Annotated in this window: 25 protein-coding genes and 1 tRNA gene; 18 read left to right on the top strand and 8 right to left on the bottom strand. The window is 61.0% G+C overall.

The features are described 5' to 3' along the window. From ACTIEN_RS03630 to ACTIEN_RS03595, 8 genes are all read left to right on the top strand, one after another. Positions 1-1,425 (top strand): class I tRNA ligase family protein (locus ACTIEN_RS03630; RefSeq protein ID WP_439521744.1); only part of this gene is annotated, 1,425 nt, incomplete at its 5' end. Next, positions 1,412-1,906 (top strand): LPS assembly lipoprotein LptE, encoded by a 495-nt coding sequence (gene lptE, locus ACTIEN_RS03625; protein ID WP_439521743.1) that lies wholly within the window; start codon positions 1,412-1,414, stop codon positions 1,904-1,906. The genes ACTIEN_RS03630 and lptE, both read left to right, overlap by 14 nt. Continuing rightward, the gene (gene holA / locus ACTIEN_RS03620) at positions 1,903-2,928 is read left to right on the top strand and encodes a DNA polymerase III subunit delta (protein WP_439521742.1); all 1,026 of its coding nucleotides are present in this window, start codon (positions 1,903-1,905) and stop codon (positions 2,926-2,928) included. Before lptE ends, holA begins: the two co-directional genes overlap by 4 nt. Before the next feature lie 38 nt (positions 2,929-2,966). Continuing rightward, positions 2,967-3,551 (top strand): glutathione S-transferase family protein, encoded by a 585-nt coding sequence (locus ACTIEN_RS03615; RefSeq protein WP_439521741.1) that lies wholly within the window; start codon positions 2,967-2,969, stop codon positions 3,549-3,551. A gap of 156 nt (positions 3,552-3,707) precedes the next feature. Then, on the top strand, positions 3,708-6,476 hold the full coding sequence (fdhF, locus tag ACTIEN_RS03610; RefSeq protein ID WP_439521740.1) for a formate dehydrogenase subunit alpha: 2,769 nt from the start codon (positions 3,708-3,710) through the stop codon (positions 6,474-6,476). 59 nt (positions 6,477-6,535) lie between these two features. Further along, positions 6,536-6,886 carry a PRC-barrel domain-containing protein gene (locus tag ACTIEN_RS03605; RefSeq protein ID WP_439521739.1) on the top strand — a complete coding sequence of 117 codons (351 nt, stop codon included), beginning with the start codon at positions 6,536-6,538 and terminating at the stop codon, positions 6,884-6,886. Between the two features lie 180 nt (positions 6,887-7,066). Further along, on the top strand, positions 7,067-8,266 hold the full coding sequence (locus ACTIEN_RS03600) for a hydantoinase/carbamoylase family amidase (RefSeq protein ID WP_439521738.1): 1,200 nt from the start codon (positions 7,067-7,069) through the stop codon (positions 8,264-8,266). Between the two features lie 48 nt (positions 8,267-8,314). After that, positions 8,315-8,476: a hypothetical protein gene (locus ACTIEN_RS03595; RefSeq protein ID WP_439521737.1), complete on the top strand. Its 162-nt coding sequence runs from the start codon at positions 8,315-8,317 to the stop codon at positions 8,474-8,476. A 70-nt stretch (positions 8,477-8,546) separates the two neighbouring features. Here ACTIEN_RS03595 and ACTIEN_RS03590 read toward each other — a convergent pair whose 3' ends face one another. Further along, complete coding sequence (locus ACTIEN_RS03590) at positions 8,547-9,248, bottom strand: response regulator transcription factor (protein WP_439521736.1); 702 nt, start codon at positions 9,246-9,248, stop codon at positions 8,547-8,549. Then, positions 9,245-11,131, bottom strand: a complete 1,887-nt coding sequence (locus ACTIEN_RS03585) for a PAS-domain containing protein (protein ID WP_439521735.1) — start codon at positions 11,129-11,131, stop codon at positions 9,245-9,247. Before ACTIEN_RS03585 ends, ACTIEN_RS03590 begins: the two co-directional genes overlap by 4 nt. A gap of 214 nt (positions 11,132-11,345) precedes the next feature. Here ACTIEN_RS03585 and ACTIEN_RS03580 point away from each other — a divergent pair, with 214 nt between their 5' ends. The 9 genes from ACTIEN_RS03580 (at position 11,346) to ACTIEN_RS03540 (ending at position 22,027) form a co-directional block, all read left to right on the top strand. Continuing rightward, complete coding sequence (locus tag ACTIEN_RS03580) at positions 11,346-13,310, top strand: AMP-binding protein (protein WP_439521820.1); 1,965 nt, start codon at positions 11,346-11,348, stop codon at positions 13,308-13,310. Between the two features lie 145 nt (positions 13,311-13,455). Further along, on the top strand, positions 13,456-14,211 hold the full coding sequence (locus ACTIEN_RS03575; RefSeq protein WP_439521819.1) for an ABC transporter ATP-binding protein: 756 nt from the start codon (positions 13,456-13,458) through the stop codon (positions 14,209-14,211). Between the two features lie 10 nt (positions 14,212-14,221). Continuing rightward, positions 14,222-15,175 (top strand): branched-chain amino acid ABC transporter permease, encoded by a 954-nt coding sequence (locus ACTIEN_RS03570; RefSeq protein ID WP_439521734.1) that lies wholly within the window; start codon positions 14,222-14,224, stop codon positions 15,173-15,175. Between the two features lie 76 nt (positions 15,176-15,251). Then, positions 15,252-15,491: a hypothetical protein gene (locus tag ACTIEN_RS03565; protein ID WP_439521733.1), complete on the top strand. Its 240-nt coding sequence runs from the start codon at positions 15,252-15,254 to the stop codon at positions 15,489-15,491. A gap of 103 nt (positions 15,492-15,594) precedes the next feature. Continuing rightward, positions 15,595-16,824 carry a branched-chain amino acid ABC transporter permease gene (locus ACTIEN_RS03560; protein ID WP_439521732.1) on the top strand — a complete coding sequence of 410 codons (1,230 nt, stop codon included), beginning with the start codon at positions 15,595-15,597 and terminating at the stop codon, positions 16,822-16,824. 53 nt (positions 16,825-16,877) lie between these two features. Further along, positions 16,878-18,179: an ABC transporter substrate-binding protein gene (locus ACTIEN_RS03555; protein ID WP_439521731.1), complete on the top strand. Its 1,302-nt coding sequence runs from the start codon at positions 16,878-16,880 to the stop codon at positions 18,177-18,179. A 71-nt stretch (positions 18,180-18,250) separates the two neighbouring features. Further along, positions 18,251-19,075: an ABC transporter ATP-binding protein gene (locus ACTIEN_RS03550; RefSeq protein ID WP_439521730.1), complete on the top strand. Its 825-nt coding sequence runs from the start codon at positions 18,251-18,253 to the stop codon at positions 19,073-19,075. A gap of 44 nt (positions 19,076-19,119) precedes the next feature. Then, positions 19,120-20,292: a phenylacetate--CoA ligase family protein gene (locus tag ACTIEN_RS03545; protein WP_439521729.1), complete on the top strand. Its 1,173-nt coding sequence runs from the start codon at positions 19,120-19,122 to the stop codon at positions 20,290-20,292. Positions 20,293-20,359: 67 nt separating this feature from the next. Beyond that, complete coding sequence (locus ACTIEN_RS03540; RefSeq protein ID WP_439521728.1) at positions 20,360-22,027, top strand: peptidoglycan-binding domain-containing protein; 1,668 nt, start codon at positions 20,360-20,362, stop codon at positions 22,025-22,027. Positions 22,028-22,075: 48 nt separating this feature from the next. Here the strand turns inward: ACTIEN_RS03540 and ACTIEN_RS03535 are convergent, their stop codons facing one another. The 4 genes from ACTIEN_RS03535 to ACTIEN_RS03520 form a co-directional block, all read right to left on the bottom strand. Next, positions 22,076-22,384, bottom strand: a complete 309-nt coding sequence (locus tag ACTIEN_RS03535) for a DUF4389 domain-containing protein (RefSeq protein WP_439521727.1) — start codon at positions 22,382-22,384, stop codon at positions 22,076-22,078. Between the two features lie 161 nt (positions 22,385-22,545). Continuing rightward, positions 22,546-22,962, bottom strand: coding sequence for a VOC family protein (locus tag ACTIEN_RS03530; RefSeq protein ID WP_439521726.1), 417 nt, complete (start codon positions 22,960-22,962; stop codon positions 22,546-22,548). A 131-nt stretch (positions 22,963-23,093) separates the two neighbouring features. Continuing rightward, entirely contained in the window at positions 23,094-23,219 is a 126-nt protein-coding gene (ykgO, locus tag ACTIEN_RS03525) for a type B 50S ribosomal protein L36 (RefSeq protein WP_008562923.1), read from the bottom strand. Between the two features lie 82 nt (positions 23,220-23,301). Then, positions 23,302-23,376 (bottom strand) — tRNA-Val (locus ACTIEN_RS03520). 146 nt (positions 23,377-23,522) lie between these two features. Between ACTIEN_RS03520 and ACTIEN_RS03515 the strand changes: the two genes are divergently transcribed. Further along, positions 23,523-24,386, top strand: coding sequence for an N-formylglutamate amidohydrolase (locus ACTIEN_RS03515; protein ID WP_439521725.1), 864 nt, complete (start codon positions 23,523-23,525; stop codon positions 24,384-24,386). Positions 24,387-24,390: 4 nt separating this feature from the next. Here the strand turns inward: ACTIEN_RS03515 and lpxK are convergent, their stop codons facing one another. Then, entirely contained in the window at positions 24,391-25,383 is a 993-nt protein-coding gene (lpxK, locus tag ACTIEN_RS03510; RefSeq protein WP_439521724.1) for a tetraacyldisaccharide 4'-kinase, read from the bottom strand. Further along, positions 25,380-26,606 (bottom strand): 3-deoxy-D-manno-octulosonic acid transferase, encoded by a 1,227-nt coding sequence (locus ACTIEN_RS03505; RefSeq protein WP_439521723.1) that lies wholly within the window; start codon positions 26,604-26,606, stop codon positions 25,380-25,382. Before ACTIEN_RS03505 ends, lpxK begins: the two co-directional genes overlap by 4 nt.

Raw genomic sequence — 26,606 nt, 5'->3', positions numbered from 1 at the left:
GTCGGCCATGGCGTGACCAAGTTCCGCCTGCGCGACTGGGGTCTGTCGCGGCAACGCTACTGGGGCTGCCCGATCCCCGTGGTGCATTGCGATGCCTGCGGCGTGGTGCCCGAGAAGAAAGAGAACCTGCCGATTGCCTTGCCCTATGACGAGGACGGCACACCAATTGATTTCAGCGTTCCGGGCAATCCGCTTGACCGGCACCCAAGCTGGCGCAATTGCCCGTGCCCGTCCTGCGGTCAGCCCGCCACGCGCGAGACCGACACGATGGACACGTTTGTCGATTCGTCGTGGTATTTTGCCCGCTTCACCGCGCCGCGGGCCGACACACCGACGGATATGGCGGATGCCGACTACTGGATGAACGTGGACCAGTATATCGGCGGCATCGAGCACGCGATCCTGCACTTGCTCTATTCGCGCTTCTTTGCGCGGGCCATGCACATCACGGGGCATTTGCCGGAGCGGTGCAAGGAGCCGTTTGATGCGCTGTTCACCCAAGGGATGGTGACGCATGCGATTTACCAGACAAATGGCACGGACGGTCGTCCGGTGTACCACTATCCCGAGACAGTCGAAAAAATTTCGGACGGAATAGAGAGCATCTTCGTCCTGAGGACAGTACTCGACAAGCATAATTACTATTCGGGTGATGAGACGCTTAGGATATCAATCGCGAGAGGTTATTTGAATTTCCCGCATTCTGAAGGTGTTGTGGAAGTCATCCCCTCGGCCAAGATGTCGAAATCGAAGAACAACGTGGTCGATCCGGTCGCCATCATCCAGCAATACGGCGCCGACACCGCGCGCTGGTTCGTGCTGTCGGATTCGCCCCCCGAACGGGATGTGGAATGGACGGCCAGCGGTGCCGAAGCGGCTGCGCGCCATCTGGGCCGGGTCTTCCGCATCGCGGCAGAGGTGGCAGAAGCTGAAGACTCTCCCACAGGGGAGGATGAAGCCCTCCTGCGCGAGATGCACAAGGCGATCCATGACGTGACGCTGGGTGTCGAAAGCTTTGGTTTCAACGCGTCCATTGCGCGGCTTTACGCCTTCACCAACGCATTGTCGAAATCCAAGGCCGGGTCCGATGCGAAACGCCAGGCCGCCAAGACACTGGCACAGCTCATGTCCCCGATGACGCCGCATGTGTCCGAAGAAATCTGGGCGCTTCTGGGCGGCGAAGGTCTTGTCGCGAACGCGCCTTGGCCAGTGGCTGATCCTGCGATGATGGTCGAGGATACCGTGACCCTGCCCATACAGGTGAACGGCAAGCGCCGGGACGAGATCACCGTGCCCAAGGACATGGACAAGGCCGAGGTTGAAAAGCTGGCGCTGGCGACCGATGGTGTGAAACGTGCGCTGGATGGCGCAAGCCCCAAGAAGGTGATCGTTGTGCCGGGTCGGATTGTGAATGTGGTTGCATAGACGCCATACGCTTTTTGCGCTGTGTGCGCTTGTCGCGGGGGCGGCCTGCGGGTTCACGCCCGCTTATGGCCCCGGCGGCGGCGCTTCGGTGTTGCAGGACAACCTTCGGGTGTCTGCGCCCGAACGGCGGGACGGCTTCCTGATTTCGCAGCGACTGGAAGACCGCCTGGGACGCAATGACGCCGGGCGCTATGTGTTGACGGTCACGCCGACGATCCAGCGCGAAGGGTTGGCCACCTCGGTCGAAGGCACGACAAACCGGTTTCAGCTGACCGGTCGCGCCGACTTCGCGCTTCGGGATCTTGAGACGGATACGGTTGTGCGGCAGGGACGTGTGACCGATTTCACCGGCTTTTCGACCACCGGATCGACGGTGGCGACGCTTGCGGCGGAACGTGATGCGACGGCGCGCCTGATGGTGATTCTGGCGGATCAGATCGTGGACCGACTGGTGATTTCGGCAGACGGTTTGCCCGCATGAAACTGTCCCCGCGCGAGGCGTCGGGATACTTTGCCCGCCCTGACCCCGGCAAGACCGGCATTCTGATCTTTGGCGAAGACGCGATGCGCGTTGCCCTGAAGCGGCAGGAATTGATTGCGGCGCTGATCGGGCCAGAGGGTGAAGGCGAAATGCGTCTGACCCGCATTCCAGCGGCGGAGTTGCGCAAGGAGCCCGCCCTTCTGGGGGATGCGATCAAGTCGGTGGGATTTTTTCCCGGTCCGCGCGTGGCCTTTGTCGAAGACGCAAACGACACGGTGCTCAAGCACATTGCGGCAGCGGTCGAGGATTGGCAGCCGGGCGATGCACAGATTGTTGTCACTGCGGGTCAGTTGCCCGCCAAGTCGGCACTGCGCAAGCTGTTCGAGGGGCATCCAAACGCCTTTGCTGCGGCACTGTACAACGATCCGCCCAGCCGCGCCGAGATCGAAGCGGAACTGACCCGCGCAGGGTTGGCGCGACCGGACGGCGCGGCGATGGAGATGCTGACGGCCCTGTCGCGCGAGATCGATCCGGGGGATTTTCGCCAGACGCTTGAGAAAATCGCGCTTTACAAGCTGGGAGATGATGCGCCGCTGACACCTGACGAGGTGACATTGTGCGCGCCGGGATCAACCGAAGCCGATCTGGATGATGTGCTGAACATCGTGGCCGAGGGGCGCACCGGCGAGATCGGCCCGGTGATGTCACGTCTGGAGGCGCAGGGGACGGCGGCGGTGACGCTGCTGATCATGGCGACGCGGCATTTCCGGGCGCTGCACACGGCGGCGTCTGATCCCGGTGGGGTCGGGCAAGGCATGGGGCGGCTGCGCCCGCCGGTCTTTGGGCCACGCCGGGATCGCATGTCGCGGCAGGCCTCGGGCTGGGGCATGTACCGGCTGGAACAGGGGTTGCAGATGTTGCTGGAGACCGACCTGTCGCTGCGGTCTGCGGGGCAACACGGACCTGCGCTGGCGATTGTGGAACGGGCGTTCATCCGTCTGGCGATGTTGGGGCGGCGATAGGGTTTGCCGGGCAGTGCCCCGGTTTTGGGAGGACGAACATGTACAAACTGGTGGGCAATCGGGCGACACGGGCGTTTCGGCCCTTGTGGCTTCTGGAAGAACTGGGTGTACCCTACGAACATGTACCCGCTGCGCCGCGTTCGGACGAGGTTCGTGCGCTCAGCCCGTTGGGCAAGGTGCCTGTGCTGGTGGATGGAGAGGATGTCATTGCCGATTCGACGGCGATCCTGACCTATCTCGCGGACAAGCATGGCGCGTTTACCCATCCGGCGGGAACGGTGGCGCGGGCCCGGCAGGACGCGTGGACCTTTCGCGTTCTGGACGAGGTGGATGCGCTTCTGTGGACTGCGGCGCGGCACAGCTTCATCCTGCCGGAAGATCAGCGCGTGCCAGAGGTGAGGGAGAGCCTGAAGGCGGAGTTTGCGCAAAATATTGAACGTATCGCAGGGGAGTTGGGTTCGGACTGTCTTGCCGGGGATGATCCGACGGTGCCTGATTTCCTTTTGGCGCATTGTCTGGGTTGGGCGCGGAACGCGGGCTTCCCGGATGCGCCAGAGGCGCTCGTGGAGTATCTGCGGCGGTTGCGGACACGTCCGGCGTTCGAGCGCGCGGCGGCGCTTTGAGCCGAAGGGCTTTCGAAATGGCTTGTCGCGTTCTTTGATGGAAGAATTGTTCGCATCGGAAACCCTGCAGCCGCAAATCCGCGCCAAACTGTCGGGATTGTTGATCCATGCAACCCCCGTAATGCGGTTAGAGTGACCGCGACAAGGGAGACCGCGATGACTGACACGATCCGCTTTACTCTGGACGGAACAGAGGTCGAGGCCCAACGAGGCGAGACCATCTGGGAGGTTGCCAATGGCCGCGGCCTGGTGATTCCGCATCTGTGTCACAAGCCTGCGCCCGGCTACCGCCCCGATGGCAATTGCCGGGCCTGCATGGTCGAGATCGAGGGCGAGCGGGTTCTGGCGGCCTCGTGCATCCGTGAACCGCAAGAGGGGATGGTGGTCACGACCGACTCGGGTCGTGCGACCTCTGCGCGCAAGATGGTCGTGGAAATGCTGTTGGCCGATCAGCCGGAACGTGATGCGGCGCATGACAAGTCTTCGCACCTTTGGGACATGGCAGACGCCAACGGCGTGACCGAAAGCCGTCTGCCGACGCTCGAGGTCGAGCGTATTCCGCTGCTCGATGACAGCCATGTCGCGATGCGCGTGAACCTCGATGCCTGCATCCAGTGTGGTCTGTGCGTGCGCGCCTGCCGCGAGGTTCAGGTGAACGATGTGATCGGCATGGCGGGGCGCGGGCATGATGCCTACCCGGTGTTCGATTTCGATGATCCGATGGGCGAATCCACCTGTGTCGCCTGCGGCGAATGTGTGCAGGCGTGTCCGACGGGGGCGCTGATGCCGGCGACCGTGCTGGATGACCAGCAGATCGGCGACAGCAAGGCCTATGACAGCGAGATTGACAGCGTTTGCCCGTTCTGCGGTGTGGGCTGTCAGGTGTCGCTCAAGGTCAAGGACAACAAGGTTGTCTATGTCGAAGGGATCAATGGGCCTGCCAATGAAGGCCGCCTTTGCGTCAAGGGGCGCTTTGGGTTCGACTACATCCACCATTCGCACCGCCTCACCAAGCCGCTGATTCGACGCGAGGATGCACCCGCCAAGGGGCTGAACGTCGATCCGGACAACTGGCAAGAAGTGTTCCGCGAGGCGACTTGGGACGAGGCGTTGGATTTTGCCGCCAAGGGGCTGAAGGGCCGGGGACGCGAGGTGGCTGGTTTCGGGTCGGCCAAGTGTACAAACGAAGAGGCGTATCTGTTCCAGAAGTTCATCCGTCAGGGTTTTGGCCACAATAACGTCGATCACTGCACGCGGCTGTGCCATGCCTCGTCGGTGGCGGCCTTGCTTGAAAACGTCGGTTCGGGTGCTGTGACGGCCACCTTCAACGAGATCGAGAACGCCGATGTGGCCATCGTGATCGGCGCGAACCCGATTGAGAATCACCCCGTTGCCGCCACCTATTTCAAGCAGTTCACCAAACGCGGTGGCAAGCTCATCGTGATGGATCCGCGTGGTCAGGCGCTCAAGCGGCACGCGACGCACATGCTGCAATTCCGTCCCGGCGCGGATGTGTCGATGCTCAACGCGATCATGCATGTGATCGTCGAGGAAAACCTGTACGATCGCCAGTATATCGAAGCCTATACCGAGAACTGGGAGGCCGAGAAGGCGCATCTGGCAGACTTTGCGCCCGAAAAGATGGCCGGTATTTGTGGCATTGATGCCGAGACCCTGCGTGCCGTGGCGCGTGATTTTGCCGGTGGCAAGGCGGGCATGATCTTTTGGGGAATGGGAATTTCCCAACATATTCACGGAACGGACAATTCGCGCTGCCTCATCTCGTTGGCGCTGATGACCGGACAAGTGGGGCGTCCCGGCGCCGGTCTGCACCCGCTGCGCGGACAGAACAACGTGCAAGGCGCGTCAGATGCCGGTCTGGTGCCGATGTTCCTGCCGGATTACCAGTCGGTGATGGAGGATGGCGTCAGGTCGGCCTTCACCGAGGTCTGGGGGTCCGAGGACTTTTCCAGCCAGAAAGGCCTGACCGTGACCGAGATCATGGATGCAGTGCATACCGGCGACATCAAGGCGATGTATATCCTTGGCGAGAACCCCGCGATGTCGGACCCGGATGTCGAACATGCCCGCGATGCGCTGGCCAAGCTCGATCACCTGGTGGTGCAGGATATCTTTCTGACCGAGACAGCGAACTACGCCGATGTGATCCTTCCGGCGAGCGCCTTTGCCGAAAAGACCGGGACCGTGACCAACACCAACCGACAGGTTCAGATGGGCCGTGCCGCGGTGACGCCCCCCGGAGAGGCGCGCGAGGATTGGCAGATCGAGGTCGAACTGGCGCGGCGCTGTGGCATGGATTGGCACTATGACAGCCCGGCGGATGTGTTCGCGGAAATGAAGCTGAACATGCGGTCGCTGGAGAACATCACCTGGGACCGTCTGGTGCGTGAGAACGCGGTGACCTATCCATCTCTGTCGCCGGAAGATCCCGGACAGGCGATTGTGTTCGGGGATGGCTTTCCCCGCCCGCAGGGTCGCGCACGGTTCACACCTGCAAGCGTGATCGCGCCGGATGATGTGCCGGATGCCGAATACCCGATGATCCTGACCACGGGTCGGCAGCTTGAGCATTGGCACACCGGGTCGATGACACGGCGGTCGGCGGTGCTTGATGCGGTCGAACCGGAGGCGAATTGTTCGTTGCATCCCAGCACGTTGCGCAAGATGAAGGTCGAACCCGGCGGGCATGTGCGCCTGACCACCAAGCGTGGGTCGGTTGTGGTGATGGCGCGCGCCGACCGGGCCGTGGCACCGGATATGGTGTTCCTGCCGTTCGCTTTCGTCGAGGCGGCGGCGAACATCCTGACCAATTCGGCGCTGGACCCCTATGGCAAGATTCCCGAGTTCAAGTTCTCGGCGGTGCGGGTCGAAGCGGCGGATTCAGAGGCCGTTGCGGCGGAATAAGGCTGGGAACCACAAGGGGTGTTTTTGGGTTGTCCGGGTGAATCACTCGGGAGACAACCATGAAACATATTGTGACACTTGCACTGACCCTCTGCGCCGCGCCGGTTCTTGCGCAGGATGCCGAGGACGGATCGGCGGGACCGATCGAAACGCGGGACGGGACGTATCTGCAATCGGTTGACGACATGGATGTGCGCACGGCTGATGGCGACAAGATTGGCGAGGTCGAGGAAATTCTGATCGACCAGAACGGTGTCCCTGCGGGCTTTCTGCTTGAGATCGGCGGGTTTCTTGACCTGGGCGATTCCGATGTGAGTGTGCCGCTCGGGGCGCTGACCTGGTCGGGGTCACATTATGTGAGCAAGATGACCGTTGATCAGCTGGAAGCGCTGCAACCGTTCGACGAATAATGCGCAACAGGACAAGAACAATGGGCGTGCCCTTTGCAGGGCACGCTCTTTTTTTTCTCGGCGTCGGGCTTGCGCCCTTTGGCCTCGGGCCGCCCTTGGGGAGGAGGTGCTTTTCCTCGGGCGGTACGATGGTTAAGCTTGTGGGATTAGGTATTTGAAGCCCAAAGAAGCGAGGATGTCATGTTGCCTGTAAACCCGGAGCGTTTTTTGGCGGATTTGCATGCGTTGCGTGCCTTCGGCGCGGCTGGGGTTGGCAAAGGTGTCATGCGACCCGCCTTTAGCGATGCGGATATCGCCGCGCGCGGGTGGCTGGCCGACCGGATGACAGAGGCGGGGTTGTCGGTACATGTCGATCCGGTGGGGTCGGTATTCGGGCTGGCTGATGGACAATCGCTGTTGCTCGGGTCGCATTCCGACAGTCAACCCGAGGGTGGATGGCTTGACGGGGCGCTGGGAGTGATTGCGGCTTTGGAGGTCGCACGGGCAGCGGTCGAGGCGGGTGGACCGCCGGTGTCGGTTGTGTCGTTTCAGGATGAAGAGGGCCGGTTCGGAGTGACCACCGGCAGTGCGGTTTGGTCCGGACATCTTCCCCTGGAAACAGCGGACGGGTTGCGCGATCGGGACGGGGAAAGCTTTGGCGCGGCCAGAGCGCGCATGCCGGGACGGTCTGGGCAGTTTGTTGATCCGGCGCGGTTCAGCGGGTTTTTCGAAATGCATATCGAACAGGGTCCGGTGCTTGACCGCGAAAAAGAGGCGATTGGGGTTGTGGACGCCATCGTCGGTATTCGCGACATGAAGGTCACCTTTGAAGGTGAACAAAACCATGCAGGCACCACGCCGATGCAGGGGCGGCGGGATGCGTTTCAGGCCTTGTCAAAGTTCAACACGGTGTTGGCGGAACGGTTCGCCAACGTGGTCACGCCGCGTACCGTGTGGACGATTGGACATGTCACATTGCATCCGAATGCGTCGTCAATTGTGCCCGGCCGGGTCACGTTTTCGATGCAGTGGCGCGACGGGGATACGGATCGATTGGACCGGATGGAACGCATCATTCGCGAGACGGCACAGGAGGTTGCAGCCTCTGGCGGGTTCGAGCTGAGCTATGGCCCCTTGCTCGGGTTGGAGCCAGTGATGATGGACGACCGGCTGCGCGGGGCGCTTGAGGCTTCGGCAGCGGCAGAGGTGCCGGAGCGCTGGCGGGTGATGCCGTCCGGGGCGCTGCATGATGCGACAAACGTGTCGAAGATGATGCCGGTGGCGATGCTGTTCGTGCCGTCGATTGGCGGGATCAGCCATGCATTTGGTGAAGATACGGAAGAGGCGGATCTGGTGACCGGGCTGCGGGTGCTGGCGGGTGCGGTTGACGCTTTGGGATAAGCTGGGGCGATCTACCTGACTGGTTTCATTTGGGAAAAGGGGCAAGGCATGGATGTCACGGCTTTGGGATTTTACGCCATTGTGTGCGGCATTTTGAGTTGGGCCGCGCCGCGGCTTGGTCAGCCCTTTGTGCGGTTTGGCATCGGGGCGACGGTCGGCATCATTGCTGCATCGGTCCTGCCATCCCTGCGGGGTATGGTCGGCATGTGACCCCGACCGGGCAGTTGTCGTGCAAGACAGACTTGCAATAGGGGATCGACGTGGCGGAGTCTGCGTGCCGTCAGGTCCACGCCACGTCGCCCAGAAAAATGTAACCCGCGCCGTAGATCGTCTTGATCAGGCGGGGGTTTCTCGGGTCTTCCCGCAGCTTTGTCCGCAGTCGCGAGATGCGCACATCCATGGCGCGATCAAAGCTGTCGCCAGCGGCGCCGCCCAGCGTGTCCTGCATGTAGTCGCGGGTGATCAGCCGGTTCGGGCTTTCCAGGAAGAGGCGCAGAACCTCGCCTTCGGCATGTGAAAAGGGGGTTTCGGTGCCGCTGTCGTCTTCAAGGGAATAGCGGTCGAAATGGGCGATCCAGCCGTTGAAGCGGGCGGTTTGGCCTGCGGGGGTCGGGGTTGCGCGGGTGCGCAGGCGGGCGCGCACGCGGGCGACGACCTCGGCGGGATCGAAAGGTTTGATGATGTAATCGTCCGCGCCCAGTTCCAGACCGGTGATCTTGTCCTGCACCTGCGCGCGTCCCGAGATGATGATGACCGTAGCGCCCTGTTCCAACGCCAGCCGATGCACAAGGCTCAGCCCGTCGCGGTCGGGCAGGCCCAGATCGACAAGGCACACATCGGGGGTGGTGCGGCGCAGAGCGGATTCAAATTCAGCGGCGCGGGCGAAGGTGAGCGTGTCATATCCTGCGTCCTGCAACGCCTCGGACAGCATCGTGCGGATCGCGGGTTCGTCGTCAAGAATGGTGATAAGCGGTTTGGTCATGGTGTCGGCTCCTGATGGCCGAGAAACGTCGCAAGGTCTGATTGCGTAAAGGGTTTCGGCAATACGGCAGTCTTGGACGCGGCGTCCAAGTGGCGCGGGTCGGAAAGGGGCAGCGAGGTGGTCAGGTAGACCGGTTTGTCGGGCAGGGCCGTCACCAGTTCGGTCCCGAGTTCATCCCCTTCAAGGGAAATGTCCGACAGGACAAAGGCGATGTCCGGCACGCCGTGCGCAAGCGCGAGGGCTTCATCCACCGACGCGGCTTCGATCACGCTATGACCAAGATTGGTGAGCATGTCGCGGATGGTGATGCGCAGATCCGGGCTGTCTTCGACAAGCAGCACCAGTTCGCTGGCCAGGTGTTTGGCGGCGTGGCGCAGGGGCAGGCGCAGGGTGACGCGGGCCCCGGTGGTCTGGTTGCCGACCTGAAGCTGCCCCCCCGCGAGCTTGGCCGTGTCATAGACCATCGACAGGCCAAGACCCGACCCGCCGTCCCCCTTGGTGGTGAAGAACGGATCAAGCGCGTGTTGAAGGGCGTCTTGCGTAAATCCCGCGCCGGTGTCTTCGACAGTGAAGTCGATCCATGTGTCGCGCACCTCGGTTGCGGTGAGGCCGATCTGGCCGTCTGTGCCGCAGGCATCGCGGGCGTTCAGGATGAGGTTCAGCAGGCTGTCCTGAAGCTGACCCGGATCCAGCAGAGCGCGTTTTGTGACGTCGGTCGTGACATGCAGGCCGATGGTGTCGGGCAGGGATGGTGACGCCAGCGTGTGCAGGTCCGCCAGAAACGCGGACACATCAAGGGGTTCAGGCCGCCATGCCCGGTGCGCGGTGATGTCGGCGATCCGGTTGAGCAGATCGCCACCGCGCCGCGCGGCCTGAAGCGTCGCGGTGATCAGAGGGTCCGCATCATGGGGCAGGTCCATCCGTGCCAGTTTCGACTGCATGCCAAGGATGATCGTCAGCAGGTTCGAGAAATCATGCGCCAAGCCCGAGGTCAGCTGCGCCGCCATCTCGCGGCGGCGGGTCTGCTGAAGGGCTGCGCGTGCCTGGGTTTCCTCGGTCACGTCCATCGACAGGATGTAGACGCCATTTTCGGTTTCGTCCGGAGTAAAGGCCACGCGGATGCGGCGCGAACTGCCGGTGTCGGTGAATTCAAAGGTCGAAGGGTTGCCTGCAAGTGCCATCTGCAGATGGGGCAGGACGCGGGCATAGGCATCGTTGCCCAATGCTTCGGATATGTGCAGGCCGACGATTTGGGACGGGCGCCCCGGCATCACGGTGGACAGGCGGCGGTTGGAAAACGTGTAGCGCCCGCCGCTGTCCACATGGGCGATATGGGCCGGCATCATTTCGGTGGTAAGACGGGTGCGCGCCTCCATCTCGGTCAGTTCGCGCTGCGCCTCTTCAAGGGCGGACACGGTGGCGGCCAGCTTGCGGTTGGTCGCGGCAAGTTCTTCGGAGCGGGCCAGCACTTCTTCCGACAACAGCTCTGAGCGCGTGCGCAAAAGCTGTTCCTGCGACTTTGTGGCGGTGATGTCGGTATAGACGGTGACCCAGCCACCCTGCGGCAGCGGCGCACCTTCGACGCTGATCGTGCGGCCATTGGCGCGGGTGCGCTCCATGTAGTGGGGCTGAAACGCGCGGGCCTGGTCGACACGGGTCTTGATGAAGGTTTCGAAATCATCGATCTCGCCGTATTCGCCGCGCTCTGCGAGGTTGCGGATGGTCGCTTCGAAATCGGCGCCGGGTTTGGTCAACGCCTCGGGCAAACCGAACATTTCAGCAAAGCGCGCGTTGCACGCGGCCAGCTTCAGATCACTGTCGTAGATCGACAGGGCCTGTCCAATCAGGTTCAATCCGGCCTGAATGAGTGCGTCGGTTTGCATGGGGTGTGCCCGGATGTGCAGTTGTCCATGTCTGCTAGCACTGCAACGCCGCGACGCAAAGACCGACTGAGGCGTTGTTACAATTCGTAGGGATTGAGAAAACTTCAGGAAAAAGTTGACCCCCAACCTGCCTTCTGTCCAATCTTGGGACAGAGTCGCGAAAAGCGATCCGTTCGGGGTAACCCGGGCAATGGGAGGATAAGCTTTGGCATATATGACCGAGGGCGCAGAGGGACTGCGCTCGGTTCCGGCGTTATTGGCGCGCAATGTTTCGCAATACGGCGGTTCGCCTGCCTATCGCGAAAAGGAATATGGCATTTGGCAAAGCTGGACCTGGGCTGAAACGGCCGAACAGGTGGAAGCGCTTGCTTTGGGGCTGCTGAACCTTGGCGTGAACGAAGGCGATTTCATCGCCATCATCGGACGCAACCGTCCCTACATGTACTGGTCGATGGTTGCCGCGCAATCGGTGGGCGCAATTCCCGTTCCGCTTTACCAGGATGCTGTGGCCGAAGAGATGGAATATGTGCTGTCCCATTGCGGCGCCCGTTTTGTCATCGTCAATGATCAGGAACAGGTCGACAAGGTCATCGAAGTGCAGGAAGACCTGCATCAGTTCGAACATTCGATCTATCTCGATCCGCGCGGCTTGCGGAAATACGACCATTCCCATCTGCACCAGTTCAGCCATGTGCAGGATCAGGGCCGCGCGGCGCGCGAGGAATTCATCACCGAACTTCGGCGTCGCACGGCAAAGCTGGATTACGACAGCACCTGTGTGATGCTGTACACCTCGGGAACGACGGGAAAACCCAAAGGTGTGGTCCTGTCGAACCGCAACATCATCGAGACCGCGAAGGCGTCGTCGGAATTCGATCACCTCAAGGTGGAGGACGAGGTGCTGGCCTATCTGCCGATGGCCTGGGTCGGCGATTTCATCTTTTCGATCGGGCAGGCCTATTGGTCGGGGTTCTGCGTGAATTGCCCCGAGAGCCCCGAAACCATGATGACGGATCTGCGCGAAATCGCGCCGTCCTACTATTTTGCGCCGCCGCGGGTGTTCGAGACGCAGCTGACCCAGATCATGATCCGGATGGAGGACGCGGGCACGTTCAAGAAAAAAACGTTTGATTACTTCATGGCCCATGCCCGCAAGGTGGGGCCGGATATTCTGGACGGGCATAATGTGAACACGTTTGACCGCCTGAAATATCGTCTGGGCGAAATCATGGTCTATGGGCCGCTCAAGAACGCGCTGGGCTTTTCCAATGTGCGTGTCGGCTATACAGCCGGTGAGGCCATCGGGCCGGAAATCTTTGATTTCTACCGCGCTTTGGGGATCAACCTGAAGCAGCTCTACGGCCAGACCGAGGCGTCGGTGTTCATCACGCAACAACCCGATGGCGAAGTGCGCTCGGACACGGTTGGCGTGCCGTCGCCCGGTGTGGAAATCCGCATCGCCGAGAACGGCGAGGTCTACTACCGCTCTCCGGGCGTGTTTGTGGAATATTACAAGAACGCCGAGTCGACCGCCGATACCAAGGACCCCGAAGGCTGGGTCGCGACCGGCGATGCGGGGTTCATCGAGGAGGACACCGGCCATCTGCGCATCATCGACCGGGCCAAAGACGTTGCCGCAATGGCGGACGGCGCGATGTTTGCGCCGAAATATGTCGAGAACAAACTGAAGTTCTATCCCAACATCCTTGAGGCCGTGGTGTTCGGTGCCGGGCGGGACCGCTGTACCGCGTTCATCAATATCGACCTGGCCGCGGTTGGCAATTGGGCGGAACGCAACAACATCGCCTATGCCTCTTATCAGGAGCTGGCCGGTCACACACAGGTTCTGGACCAGATCCAGGACCACATCGAAGAGGTCAACACCAGTGTGGCGCAGGATCCGATGCTGTCCGGCTGCCAGGTGCATCGCTTTCTGGTGCTGCACAAGGAACTGGATGCGGATGATGGCGAGCTGACCCGCACCCGCAAGGTCCGCCGCAAGATCATCGGCGAAAAGTTCGAGGATCTGGTGACGGCGCTCTATGATGGATCACCGACGATCTACACGGAAACCGAGGTGACCTACGAAGACGGGCGCAAGGGCAAGATCAAGGCAACGCTCGAAATCCGGGATGCCAAGGTGGTGCCGGTGACGCCGCAGAAGATGGCGGCGGAATGATGGGACGGACACATAATCTTCGTACGAAGATTATGCGGGCGGAGAATTTTCGTACGAAAATTCTTTGCGCCACAGGGGAGGGTTGTCTGTGAAGGACACCGAAGGCTACGTCACAGCCGATGGCCGCCAGATCGGCGGCACGCTGATGGAGATGAAGAACATCACTCTGCGCTTCGGCGGTGTGGTGGCGATTCAAGACATCTCGTTCGACATCCACGAAGGCGAAGTGCGCGCCATCATCGGACCCAACGGCGCGGGAAAGTCGTCGATGCTCAACGTGATTTCCGGATTCTACATCCCTTCCGAGGGGGAGGTCTGGTACAAGGGGTCCAAGCGTCCACCGATGAAGCCATTCGAGGTGGCCCGCCAAGGTGTCGCGCGGACATTTCAGAACATCGCGCTGTTCGAAGGCATGACGGTTCTGGACAACGTGATGACCGGGCGTCTGACCCATATGAATGCCGGGATCGTCAGCCAGGCGCTCTGGTGGGGCAAGGCGCGAAGCGAGGAAATGGAGAACCGCGAAAAGGTCGAGCGGGTCATTGATTTCCTCGAGATTCAGAACATCCGCAAAACGCCGGTGGGCCGTCTGCCCTACGGTCTGAAAAAGCGGGTCGAACTGGCCCGCGCGCTCGCGGCAGAGCCATCGCTCTTGCTGCTGGACGAACCGATGGCCGGGATGAACGTCGAAGAGAAAGAGGACATGAGCCGCTTTATTCTGGACGTGAACGACGAATTCGGAACGACGATTTGCCTGATCGAACATGACATGGGTGTGGTGATGGACCTGTCCGACCGCGTTGTCGTCATGGATTACGGCAAGAAGATCGGCGACGGCACCCCGGACGAGGTGCGCAACAATCAGGATGTGATCGACGCCTATCTTGGCGTCCCGCATTGAGGGAGCAGACATGCTGAACGACATCTTCATCGCGCCATTTGTGGACATGGTCGAAGCACCGGATTTCCTCATGCAGGTGCTTTGGGAAGGACTGGTTTCCGGCATTCTCTATGCGCTGATCGCGCTGGGATTTGTGTTGATCTTCCGATCTTCGCGCATCTTCAACTTTGCCCAGGGCATCATGGTGGTCTTCGCCGCGCTGACGCTGGTGGGGCTTTTCGCCATGGGCGTGCCCGCCTGGATCAGTGTCGGGCTAACGCTGGGTGTGATGTTCGTACTTGCGGTCGTGATCGAACGGGTGGTGCTGCGACCCTTGGTGGGACAGCCAGACATCATCCTCTTCATGGCCACCATCGGCATCACGCTGTTCCTGATCGGGCTGGGCGAGACGATCTTTGGCGGCGAAAACAAGGTGATGATCACCGAGGAACTGGGCATCCCCACCGGCGACACGGTGCTGGAGCCATTTGGCGGTCTGCTGATCCTTCAACACCTCGACATCACAGTGGTGATCGTGGCGACGCTTCTGGTGCTCGCTCTGCTGGCTTTCCTCAACTACACGCAGATGGGTCGCGCCATCCGCGCTCTGGGCGACGACCATCAGGCGGCGTTGTCGGTGGGGATCAGCCTTCAGACGATCTGGGTGCTGGTCTGGTTTATCGCCGGGATCATTGCGCTGGTCACGGGGATTGCCTGGGGCGCGCGGGCCGGGGTCAGCTTTGCGCTCGAGGTGATCGCCTACAAGGCGCTGCCGGTTCTCATGCTGGGCGGGCTTGAATCGATCACCGGGGCCATCGTTGGTGGGCTGATGATCGGCATTCTTGAAAAGCTGTTCGAGATTTACTGGGGCCAGCCGCTTCTGGGCGGCAACACCGAGACATGGTTCGCCTTTGTGCTGGCGCTGTTCGTTCTCTTGTTCCGGCCACAAGGGTTGTTCGGGGAACGGATCATCGAGCGAGTCTGACGCAGCGCGGGGCGCGCTGTTTACTATCGACAAGCATCGGTGCGTGAGGACCACGCACCCTATGAGAAAGAAAAACATGGCCAAACTGATCGCACTTCTGAACGTCATCGCCTGGTCCGGGTTCTGGGCTTTCGGCTATCTCGCGCTGTCGAGCGGGTCCGAGGCCGGCAGCCAGACAGTTGTGGCGATCCTGCTGGCGGCCGTCGGCGGAGCCTTGGGCCTGTGGGCCTATTTCTGGCTGATCCGTCATTCGGAAGTGACTGGATATGCCAAGCCACGCAATCGAGTGGTGATCGAAGAAGACGCCGTCACATAGGGCGCGCCATTGCCCAGAACGGGTGAAAACCCCGGCGTGGCGGTGCGTATTTGGAACAAGAAGAAGAGACGTGCCCGTCAGGGGTGACAAGGGAAAGACCAGGATGCTTTACAGAACGGCAGGACAGTTCAAGACCAGCTATGTCGCGGATCAGGCGCTGTTTCCGGTGCGTCAGGATGCGATCCTGCTGATGGTCATCGTGATCTTTGGCTGGGTGATCTTTCCGCTGACCGCGTCGGAATTCACTTTCCAGACGCTGCTGATTCCGATCCTGATCTATGCGCTTGCGGCGATGGGGTTGAACATACTCACCGGATTTGCCGGGCAGCTGTCGCTTGGCACCGGGGCGTTCATGGGGGTCGGGGCTTATGCGTGCTACAAGATGGTCACGTTGTTTCCTTGGATGAACCCGATCATCGCGATCCTGCTGTCAGGTGTGTTCAGCGCCGGAATCGGGGTGGCCTTTGGCATTCCAAGCCTGCGGATCAAGGGATTTTACCTCGCCATTGCCACGCTGGCGGCGCAGTTCTTTCTTGTCTGGCTGTTCGAGAAATGGTCGTGGCTTTACAATTACAACGCCTCGGGCGCGATTCAGGTGCCCAATCTCGAGATGTTCGGCGTCTTCGTGTCCGGCCCGCAGGCGGCGTCGGTCACCGAATATTACATTGTTCTGTTCGTCGTCACCCTGCTGACGCTGCTGTGCATCAACCTCACGCGGGGCAATCTGGGCCGAACGTGGAAGGCGACGCGCGACATGGACATCGCGGCGGAACTCATCGGCATCAACCTGATGAAATCCAAGCTGACCGCCTTTGCCGTGTCGTCTTATGTCGTCGGCGTGGCGGGTGCGCTTTACGTCTTCATGTGGAAAGGTGCTGCCGAGCCGAACGTGTTCGACATTCCGCTGTCATTTCAGGTGTTGTTCATCGCCATCATCGGTGGGCTTGGGTCGATCATGGGAAACTACCTGGGGGCGATCCTGATCGTCGGCCTGCCTGTGGTTCTGAACGTGGTGGCGGGCACGCAGGTGTTCCAGATTTCAACCGGTGCGGCGCTTTTTCTGGTGGCCTTGGTTGTTGGCGCGACGTTCCTGTTCTGGGTGGCGCGCAACCTCTGGGGGGTCGGTGCGGCGCTTGGCTTTGGCATTGTGACGTTGGTCTACGGCTATGCGCAATTGTCGGGCTTTCGCATCGAATCCGCCTTGATCGAGCATATCAACGTGATGATCGTCGGAGCGCTGATCATCTTTTTCCTGATCATCGAGCCACACGGGCTGAACCAGCTGTGGCGGCTCATTCGAGAGAAACTGATAATCTGGCCGTTCCCGCATTAGGGCAGGCCCAAAAAGACCAAGAAACACATGATATATCCAATGGGAGGAAATCCATGAGACACTTTACGAAACTGGCTGTTGCGGCAGCGCTGGGCACCGTGATGGGCACGGCCGCCATTGCACAAGAGCTTTACACGCCGAACCTTGCCTATCGGACCGGCCCATTCGCGGCGACCGGCATTCCGCTTATGAACGGTCAGGCGGATTACATGACCCTGTTGAATGAACGCGATGGCGGCATCGGCGGAGTGACGGTCGATTTTGAGGAATGCGAGACCGGCTATTCCACCGAGAAGGGTGTGGAATGTTACGAAAAGACCAAAGGTGCGGCGATTGTGACCCAGCCCTGGTCGACAGGCATCACGCTTCAGGTGCTGCCAAAGGCGAATGTCGACGAGATCCCGATCCTCGCCCCCGGTTATGGCTTTTCGCCGATGGCGGATGGCAAGGTGTTCCAGTGGGCGTTCAACATGCCCGCAGGGTATTGGGATGCGGCCGACATGATCATCCAGTATCTCGAGAACGAAGGTGGATCGCTGGATGGCAAGAAGATCGCGTTCCTGCACCTCGATCACCCGTTCGGCAAGGAACCGATCCCGGTTCTGGAAATGAAGGCCGAGGAAAAGGGTTTCGAGCTATTGCCGATCCCGGTCGGTCTCAAGGAAATGCAGAACCAGTCGGCACAGTGGCTGCAAATCCGTCGTGAACGTCCCGATTATGTCGTGATGTGGGGCTGGGGCGCGATGAACGCCGGGGCCATCACCGAAGCGGTCAAGACCAAGTTTCCGATGGAAAACTTCGTCGGTGTCTGGTGGGCTGGCCACGATGCGGATCTCAAGCTCGTCGGTGAAGACGGCAAGGGCTACAAGTCGATTTCCTGGTCCTTCCCGAACCCGGATGCACCGGTGATGAAAGAGATCAAGGAAATGGTCTTTGATGCGGGCCTGAGCCAGACCAACGAAGAAGAGATGCAGGGCGTCTTTTACGGTCGCGGTCTTGTCATGTCGGCGATCCTGTCCGAGGCGATCCGCGGCGCGCAAGAGAACTTCGGCACCGCGGACATCGACCCGTCGCAGCTTCGCTGGGGTCTTGAGAACATCAACCTTACCGAAGAGCGTATCGTCGAGCTTGGCATGGAAGGCATGGTGCCGCCGTTCTCGACCTCCTGCGCCAACCACACCGGTCACTCTGGTGGGTGGATGCTGGAATGGGACGGGTCCAAGTTCGTCAAGGCCTCTGACCTGCTGACCGCCAATGTCGACAGCTATGCCGGTCTGATCGAATCGGCGGCGGCGGAATACGCAGACTCCAACGCGCCGTGGGAGATGAACGAAGAGTGCTCGGCCACCAACTAAGGCTTTGCGATCCTCCGGCGGCGATGCGTCGCCGGAGGATTTTTTGAGTATTTGGAACAAGAAGAAATACGATGCTGGACGCCGGACGCACAGACGAGACCCTGCTTGAGGTCAACAATATCGAGGTGATCTACAACCATGTGATCCTCGTGTTGAAAGGCGTGAGCCTGTCGGTCAAGAAAGGCGGGATCACCGCTCTTCTCGGGGGCAATGGCGCGGGCAAGACCACGACACTCAAGGCGATCTCAAACCTGCTGCATTCCGAGCGGGGAGAGGTCACCAAGGGGTCGATCATTTACCAGGGCGAGCGGGTGCAGGATCTGGACCCGGCGGCGCTGGTCAAGCGCGGTGTCATTCAGGTGATGGAGGGGCGGCATTGTTTTGGCCACCTCACGGTCGAGGAAAACCTGCTGACCGGCGCCTATACGCGCAAGGATGGCAAAGGCGCGGTCGAGGCGGATTTGCAGATGGTCTACGACTATTTTCCGCGCCTCAAGGAACGCCGCAAGAGCCAGGCGGGTTATACTTCGGGAGGCGAACAGCAAATGACGGCGATTGGCCGGGCGCTGATGTCACGGCCCCAGACGATCTTGCTTGACGAACCCTCCATGGGGCTGGCTCCGCAGCTTGTGGAACAGATCTTCGAGATCGTGAAATCGGTGAACGAGAACGAAGGCGTGTCTTTCCTTCTGGCCGAACAGAACACCAACGTGGCCCTGCGCTATGCGCATGAAGGCTACATCCTTGAAAACGGGCGCGTCGTGATGGATGGCCCTGCGGCAGAGCTGCGCGAGAACGCGGATGTGAAGGAATTCTATCTGGGCGTGTCGGACGAGGGCCGCAAATCCTTCCGCAATGTGCGGTCCTACCGCCGCCGCAAGCGGTGGCTGGCCTGACGCCCGCCGCTTTTCCTGAACCGAACACACAGGGCTTTATTGCCATGACCACCTATTTTGATGAACTGGAAACCCGCAGTGCAGACCAACGCGCTGCAGAACAGCTTGCGGCGCTGAACGCGCTCTTGCCGGCGCACGGGGTTGATCCGTTGACGGACCTATCCGAACTGGCGGCGCTTCCGGTGCTGCGAAAGTCGGACCTGAGCCAGCGGCAGAAGGACAAGCCGCCCTTTGGCGGGCTGCCGGTGTCAAACCTCGCGCATATCTTCCAGTCACCGGGGCCGATCTATGAACCCGGCGGTGTGACTCGTGACTGGTGGCGCATGGGGCGTTTCCTGCACGCGGCGGGGTTTGGCACAACCGACATCGTGCAGAACTGTTTCGGCTATCACCTGACCCCGGCCGGCATGATCTTTGAAAACGGCGCACGCACCGTGGGTGCGGTTGTCCTGCCTGCAGGTACGGGCCAGACCGAGCTTCAGGTGCAGGCGGCGCATGATGTGGCTGTCACGGCTTATGCGGGCACGCCGGATTACCTCAAGGTGATCCTCGAAAAGGCCGACGAAATGGGTGTGCAGCTTGGCATCGTCAAGGCGGCGGTCTCGGGAGGGGCTTTGTTTCCGTCTTTGCGGGACTGGTACGCAGATCGCGGCATCACTTGCCTGCAATGTTATGCCACCGCCGATGTCGGCCATATCGCCTACGAGACCCCGGCGATGGAGGGCATGGTGATCGACGAAGGCGTGATCGTGGAAATCGTCACTCCCGGCACTGGTGACCCGGTTGCGATGGGCGAGGTGGGAGAAGTGCTGGTCACGTCGCTCAACCCTGATTACCCGCTGGTGCGCTTTGCGACGGGCGACCTGAGCGCGATGATGCCGGGTCAAAGTCCCTGCGGGCGCACCAACATGCGCATCAAGGGCTGGATGGGCCGTGCCGATCAGACCACCAAGATCAAGGGCATGTTCGTGCGCCCCGAACAGGTGGCCGCATTGGTCGCCAAACATGCCGAGATCGACCGCGCCCGCGTCGTGGCCAGCCGCGATGGCGAAATGGACGTGATGACCGTGCGCATCGAAACCGCAGCGGACGATGCCGCCCGGTTCGAGCCAAGCATCGTGGAAACACTCAAGCTCAAGGGCCGGGTCGAACTGGTTCCGCCGGGGGCGTTGCCGCGTGACGGTTTGGTGATCGAAGACGCGCGCAGCTACGATTAATTTACACGTTATTGGATAACTTTGGCGTTTCGTGCGTTACTCCCGCGTAATGACGGAGGACTGAACTATGAAACGACTGGCCCTATCCATGTCTACGGCGGTGGCATTGGCCAGCCCTGCCTGGGCTGATACCAGCGATTTGCTGATCATCGGGAACAGTGACCCAAGCGTGTTGCAACGTTTGATCGGAAACGGCGATCTGAGCGACGTGCAAACCGCCTTTCAGGAGCGCGGGGCCGAGGTCAGTCTTGCCACCGGCGCTGACGCAGAGTCGATGCGACAGGCGTTCCGGGCATTCACCGACGGGTTGGATGCAACCACGGACGATGTGGGAATCGTGCTTACCGGTCGGTTCGTATCGACCATTGCGGGCAGTTATCTGTTGCCTGCCGAAACCTCTGGGCCATTGAGCCTTGCACAGGTGCTGACAGAGGGGTTCGCGCTGGATTCGGTCTATGCCGTGGCGGCGCAGTATCCCGGACGTGCGCTTGTCGTTCTGGGCGAGACCGAAACCGATGAGACCTTGCCTGCCGGGCTGTCTGTGGCGCTGCCGCTGCGCGACATCCCGCAGGGTGTGACCGTCGCCATTGGCCCCGCAGGCGACGCCGCGCGCTTTGTGAATGAGCTGTCCGATGCCACCGGCGAAGACGTGCTGCCGCTTGCGCAAACGGCAGGGTTGAGCCTGCAAGGGTTTGTCCCTCGGGAGCTGCCCCTGTTCCTTGGTGAAGATACCGCGCTACCGCAGGTCGAACCTGACACGCAGGATCAGGACCGCTCTGCTGCTGACACGTCGGCATGGGAAAAGGCTCTGGCTGCTGACACCGAAGCCGCCTACGAGACCTATCTCGCGGCATTTCCCGAAGGCCAGAACGCCAGTGACGCCCAAGAACGTCTGACAGCGATTCAGTCCGAACCATTCTACCGTGAAAAGCAGGCCGAAGAAGACCTGGCCCTGTCGCGCGATTCGCGTCGCGAAATCCAGCGTGATTTGTCGCTGCTTGGGTACAACACACGCGGCATTGACGGCATCTTTGGTCGTGGCACACGGGGCGCTGTTACGGCGTGGCAGAACGAGAACGAACAGGGCGCGTCAGGATACCTGACCTCTGACCAGATCGCGCGGCTTGATGCGCAGGCCGAACGCCGTGCGGCGGAATTGGAGGAAGAAGCGCGTCAGCGTCAGGCCGAACTGGAACGCCAGGACCGCACTTTCTGGTCCGAAACCGGCGCACAGGGCGATGAGGCGGGGTTCCGCGCCTATCTCAAGCGGTTCCCGGACGGGATTTACGCCGAAGAAGCGCAAGGTCAGCTTGACTCCATCGAAGAGCAACGCCGCGCACAGGCAGAAGACGAGGATCGTCTCCGCTGGCAGGAGGCTCGGGACACGGACACCGAAGCAGGCTATCGCGCCTATCTTGCTGAACGTCCAAACGGGGCATTTGTGGAAGAAGCCCGCGCGCGGATCGACTACTTCAACAACAATTCCGAACAGATCGCCGTGCAGCCCCAGGCGCAGGCAGAAGAGGCGGCCCTTGGGTTGAACGAGGCGGCGCGACGGCTGGCCGAAGCCCGCTTGAACGAACTGGGCCTTGAACCCGGTGCGGTTGACGGAACCTTCGACGAAGATGCCCGTCGTGCGATCCGCCGCTATCAGGACGCACGCAAACTGCGGGTGTCAGGCTATCTTGATCAATCCACCGTGGTGCGACTGATGGCCGATAGCATCCTGCGCTAGGTCCAGTACTGGAAACGCCGCTCGAACCGGGCGGCGTTTTTCCGTGGCTCAGTCCAGTTCGGTCCAGGGCCAGGGCTTCACATTGCTGGCCGCCGTCTGATAGCGGGCCGCCTTGGCGATCCAGATGCCAAGGTCGGTTCCAAACTCGGCCAGCCGGTCATTTGGATGCTTGTTGTTCACCAGCATGATGACAAATTGAATAACCGTAATCACGCCAAGAACCGTCTGCGCAACCGAGATCATGATGGCGATCAGGATCATGTAAAGCAGCCGTTCAAGCAGGCTGTCGGTTTTGTCCGGCTCGGTCTGTTCACCGTTCAGACGGCCAGAAACCTTGTCTTCGTCAGAAGATGACATCGCGGCGGGCCTTCCGTGTCGCTTGTGATGCGTCAAGTGTATCGCGTTTTGCAAAGAAGCGCTAACCCGCTTCGGGTCCACTGTAGAGTCGCGACCGTCAAGATAAAGACCGGAATCTTGTATGACTTGCAAGATCCCGACCGCGACGCGATCAAGCGGTCTCAATCGTCTCTCTTGGGCTCGTTGGGATCGCTGGAAAACAGGGCGATCTTGTTGCCTTGGGGGTCGCGCAGATAGCCGACGTAAAAATGCGGTCCGTAGGAGTCACGAAACCCCGGCTGGCCTTCGTCCGTGCCGCCGGCGGCAAGAGCGGCGGCGTGAAGGTCGCGCACCTGCCTTTGGCTGCGCGATTCGAAGGCGACCATCGTGCCATTCCCGGCCGAAGCGGGGCGCCCATCGAAGGTTGGTTTGACATAGAAATCCGGCAGAACAGGGGATTCGGCGGGTTCTACGGGCAGAACGAAGCTCAGGCCCTCTGGACCCTCGGTCAGCGCATAACCAAGGGCGGGCAGGAATGCCGCGTAAAACCGTTTCGCACGGGCGATGTCATCAGCACCAACGGTGACGTAAGCAATCATACTGTGTGACCATTTCCGCAGGTTTCGGTGTTGCCAGCAAGCTATCGTATTACGGCAGACAAACACACCTCATCAAAAACAAAAAAGCCGCCCACATGGGACGGCTTTCTCGCAAAATCTGCGGGGTTCGCTTAGCCCTGACGGGCTTTGAACCGGCGCTGCGTCTTGTTGATGACGTAAACGCGGCCCTTACGGCGCACAACGCGGCAGTCGCGATGGCGGTTCTTCAGCGAACGAAGCGAGTTCTTGACCTTCATGTGGTCTCTCCTCTTATCGCGGCGCGCGAGCGCCTGGTTGGTTGCGGGTGCCCCGAGCCTTGGCCCGAGACGGCGAATTCAATGGTGGGCGATACAAGGTTCGAACTTGTGACCCCTTCGATGTCAACGAAGTGCTCTACCACTGAGCTAATCGCCCTTTGAACCTTTGCGATTCACACACCCCAAATAAAAGGGGCGCGTCAAGCCGCGCCGGTGGAGCGGTCTATAAAAGGAGTCGGAACGGGGATCAAGGGCTTTTGGTAACAGAAAAAATCAGTCTATGTTGCGACATACGGAGTGCTTATGCCAAAAGTCGCTTATCACCTTGTCCAGCCAGAAGCCCACACCTCGCGTGTTGTGTTCGCGTCCCCGCATTCCGGCCGCGATTACAGCTGGAATTTCATGCGGTACACAGCTTTGGACGAGGTGACGATCCGCTCATCCGAGGATGCGTTTGTTGATCGCCTGTTCGATTGCGCCCCGCAATTCGGCGCGCCGTTCATCAAGGCAGGTGCGCCACGCGCCTATATTGACCTGAATCGATCTTCAGAAGAGCTGGACCCGGCATTGATCGAAGGGGTCAGGCGGCAGACGCATAACCCCCGTGTGGCGTCGGGTCTTGGGGTGGTGCCGCGTGTTGTGGCAAATGGGCGACCGATCTACCGGGGCAAGCTGCCGATGGCCGAAGCAGAGCGACGCATCTCCCAATTCTGGCATCCCTACCACGCACAACTGCGCAAGTTGATGCTTCAGGCCCATGTGCGATTTGGCGAGGCGATTCTGGTCGACTGTCATTCGATGCCGCATGAAGCGTTGGACGGCGTCGCCAAGGCCTCGGCCCGGCGCCCGCAGATTGTGCTGGGAGACCGTTTTGGGGCCTCGGCCAGTCAAACGGTTGTCGACCAGATCGAAGCCGCCTTTACCGATGCAGGGCTTGTGGTGGCGCGAAACACACCTTTTGCCGGCGCCTACATGACACAGGCCTACGGACGCCCGTCACGCAACCAGCACGCGGTCCAGATCGAGATCGACCGCTCCATATATATGGACGAGCGAACCGTGCGCCCGAACGCCAATTTCCACAACTTCCGCAAGCTCTTGCGCAGCGTGATTGCCGAAATCGCCGCAACGGGTCAGGCCGAGGACATGCCGCTGGCCGCCGAATGACACCTCAATCAAACAGCGCGGCCAAGGCCTGTTTCAGCGTGGTATCATCCGACAGGATCAGGCGCACGGGAACCGTCAGCACCTTCGTGCGGTAACTTTGCGGCAGGCGCACCGCGTCTTTTTCGGTGGTGACAAGCTGGGCACGGGCCGCTTTTGCGTCTTTCTCCAGCCGGGTGAGCAGGGCAGGGGTCAGCGGCTGATGATCCTCGAGCGCGCGGGTCTCGACCAACTCCACCCCCAGATCCACAAGCGTGCGGAAGAACTTGTCCGGGTGTCCGATCCCGGCAAAGGCTAGGCAGCGCAGCCCGTCCCAATCCATCCCGGTTTGCAGCGGAGCCAGATGGCCGGTGATATGCGGCACCGGGATATGTCCCCCCCAGGTCTTGGTGAACTGTGCCTGCACCGCATCCGATCCGATCGACAGCACAAGGTCCGCCCGCTTCATCGCCGTATCGACAGGTTCGCGCAACGGACCGGCCGGAATGCACCGCCCATTGCCAAAGCCGCGCGTCGCATCGACCACGATCAGCGACAGGTCTTTGACAAGGCTGGGGTTTTGCAACCCGTCGTCCAGCAGGATCACCTCTGCGCCAGCGGCGATGGCGGTGCGGGCCCCTTCTGCACGGTTTCGGGCCACCCAGACCGTGCCGAACGCGGCCAGCAAGAGCGGCTCATCACCCACGTCCTGCGCACTGTGGCGGCGCGGGTCGACCTGAACCGGGCCTGCCAGAGAGCCGCCATAGCCGCGTGACACGACATGCGCGCGATGCCCCATGCCGTCCAGCATTTGCATCAGCGCAATCACCGTCGGCGTTTTTCCGGTGCCGCCCGCGTTCACATTCCCCACGCAGATCACGGGGACGTCGGCTTTGAACGACACCCCGCTGCGCAAGCGTCGCGCCGTCAGCGCAGCATAGAGCGCGCCCAGAGGCGACAACAGCCGTGCGCGCAAACCGGGGGCGTGTGGGGGGGCGTCCCAGAACACCGGCGGCCTCATGGTTTGCCCTCCATCGCGTCCAGCCATTCATTGACCTGCGCGAGCACAAGATCGGCCGTTTCCGCCCCTGCCGACACGACGTTCCATCCTGCATGTGCCATGGCTGCCGCACGGTCGGGGGCAATCAGATGAGAGACAGCCGCGCTTAGCGAATCCATGTCCTTCACGATGCGCGCGGCCCCGGCGGCGACAAGTCTGGAATAGGCATCAAGGTGGCGTCCGACATTCGGACCGTAAAGAATGGCCGACCCCAAGGCCGCCGCCATCATCGGAGACTGCCCGCCGATCTTGCCCGCCAGCGATCCGCCAAGGAAACACAACGGGGCCAGCCGATACCACAGGCCCAGTTCACTGTCGTCCGCAGCCAGAAGAACTTGCGTGTTCTCATCCGGCATTTCGCCATTCTCCCACCGCGCCAGTCGCAAGCCAAGGCTGTGACACTGCTCGGCCATGACAGGTTCATCATCCGATTGTGCCGGCACAACCACCAGCAACAGCCGATGCGCCAACCGCACCGTCCGCCTTTGGGCGCGCAGGATGGCATCCGCTTCGTCTTGCTGGATGTTCGCGGCAAGCCAGACCGGACGTCCTGCCAACGCAGCCGTGAGTTCTTCGTGCAGGCCATCATGGCTCGCCAGCGGGAAAATCTCGGGTTCGAGGGGCGAAGCAACGTCGATCCGGTCATCGAGAACGCCAAGCCGACGCATCCGGGCGGCGGATTTCTTGTCCTGTGCCAGAATCTGGTGAAACAGGCTCAGCGCCCCTGCCGAGGCGTCGGGCAGGAACCGCTTGGCAGGTTGACGCCAAGTCGCGTCCGCCGCATCCACCAAAAGCATATGAGTCCCCAAGACGGCGGTTTCGTGGATCAGGGCAGGACGTAGCCCATTGCCCGCCCAGACCAGAATATCGGGCCGCCAATGGTCAAGAAAGCGTTGCACATCGCTCAGGGTCTCGGACGGGGGCGGGCTTATCTGGTGTCCATCGGCATCCAGTGTTTCGCCCTGTGCCGAGTCGCTGGTCAACAGAAGCGAAAAATCCCCGCGCTGCAGGCGCAGGCGCTTGACCAATGTCATCAGGGTGTCGAGGCGGGTGCGCGTGTCGCTGTGCAACCACAGCACCGGTCCCGAAGGGCGCTCGGGCCAATGCGCCGCTTCGGTGATCAGGCGGTCCTGCCCCCGCGCCAGCGCCAGATAGGCGGTAAGACTGAACGGCCTGCGCGCCAA

Origin of the sequence: Marivita sp., from assembly GCF_051859345.1 — a bacterium.
Taxonomy (GTDB): domain Bacteria; phylum Pseudomonadota; class Alphaproteobacteria; order Rhodobacterales; family Rhodobacteraceae; genus Marivita.
This window is presented reverse-complemented; position numbering and strand designations above follow the sequence as displayed.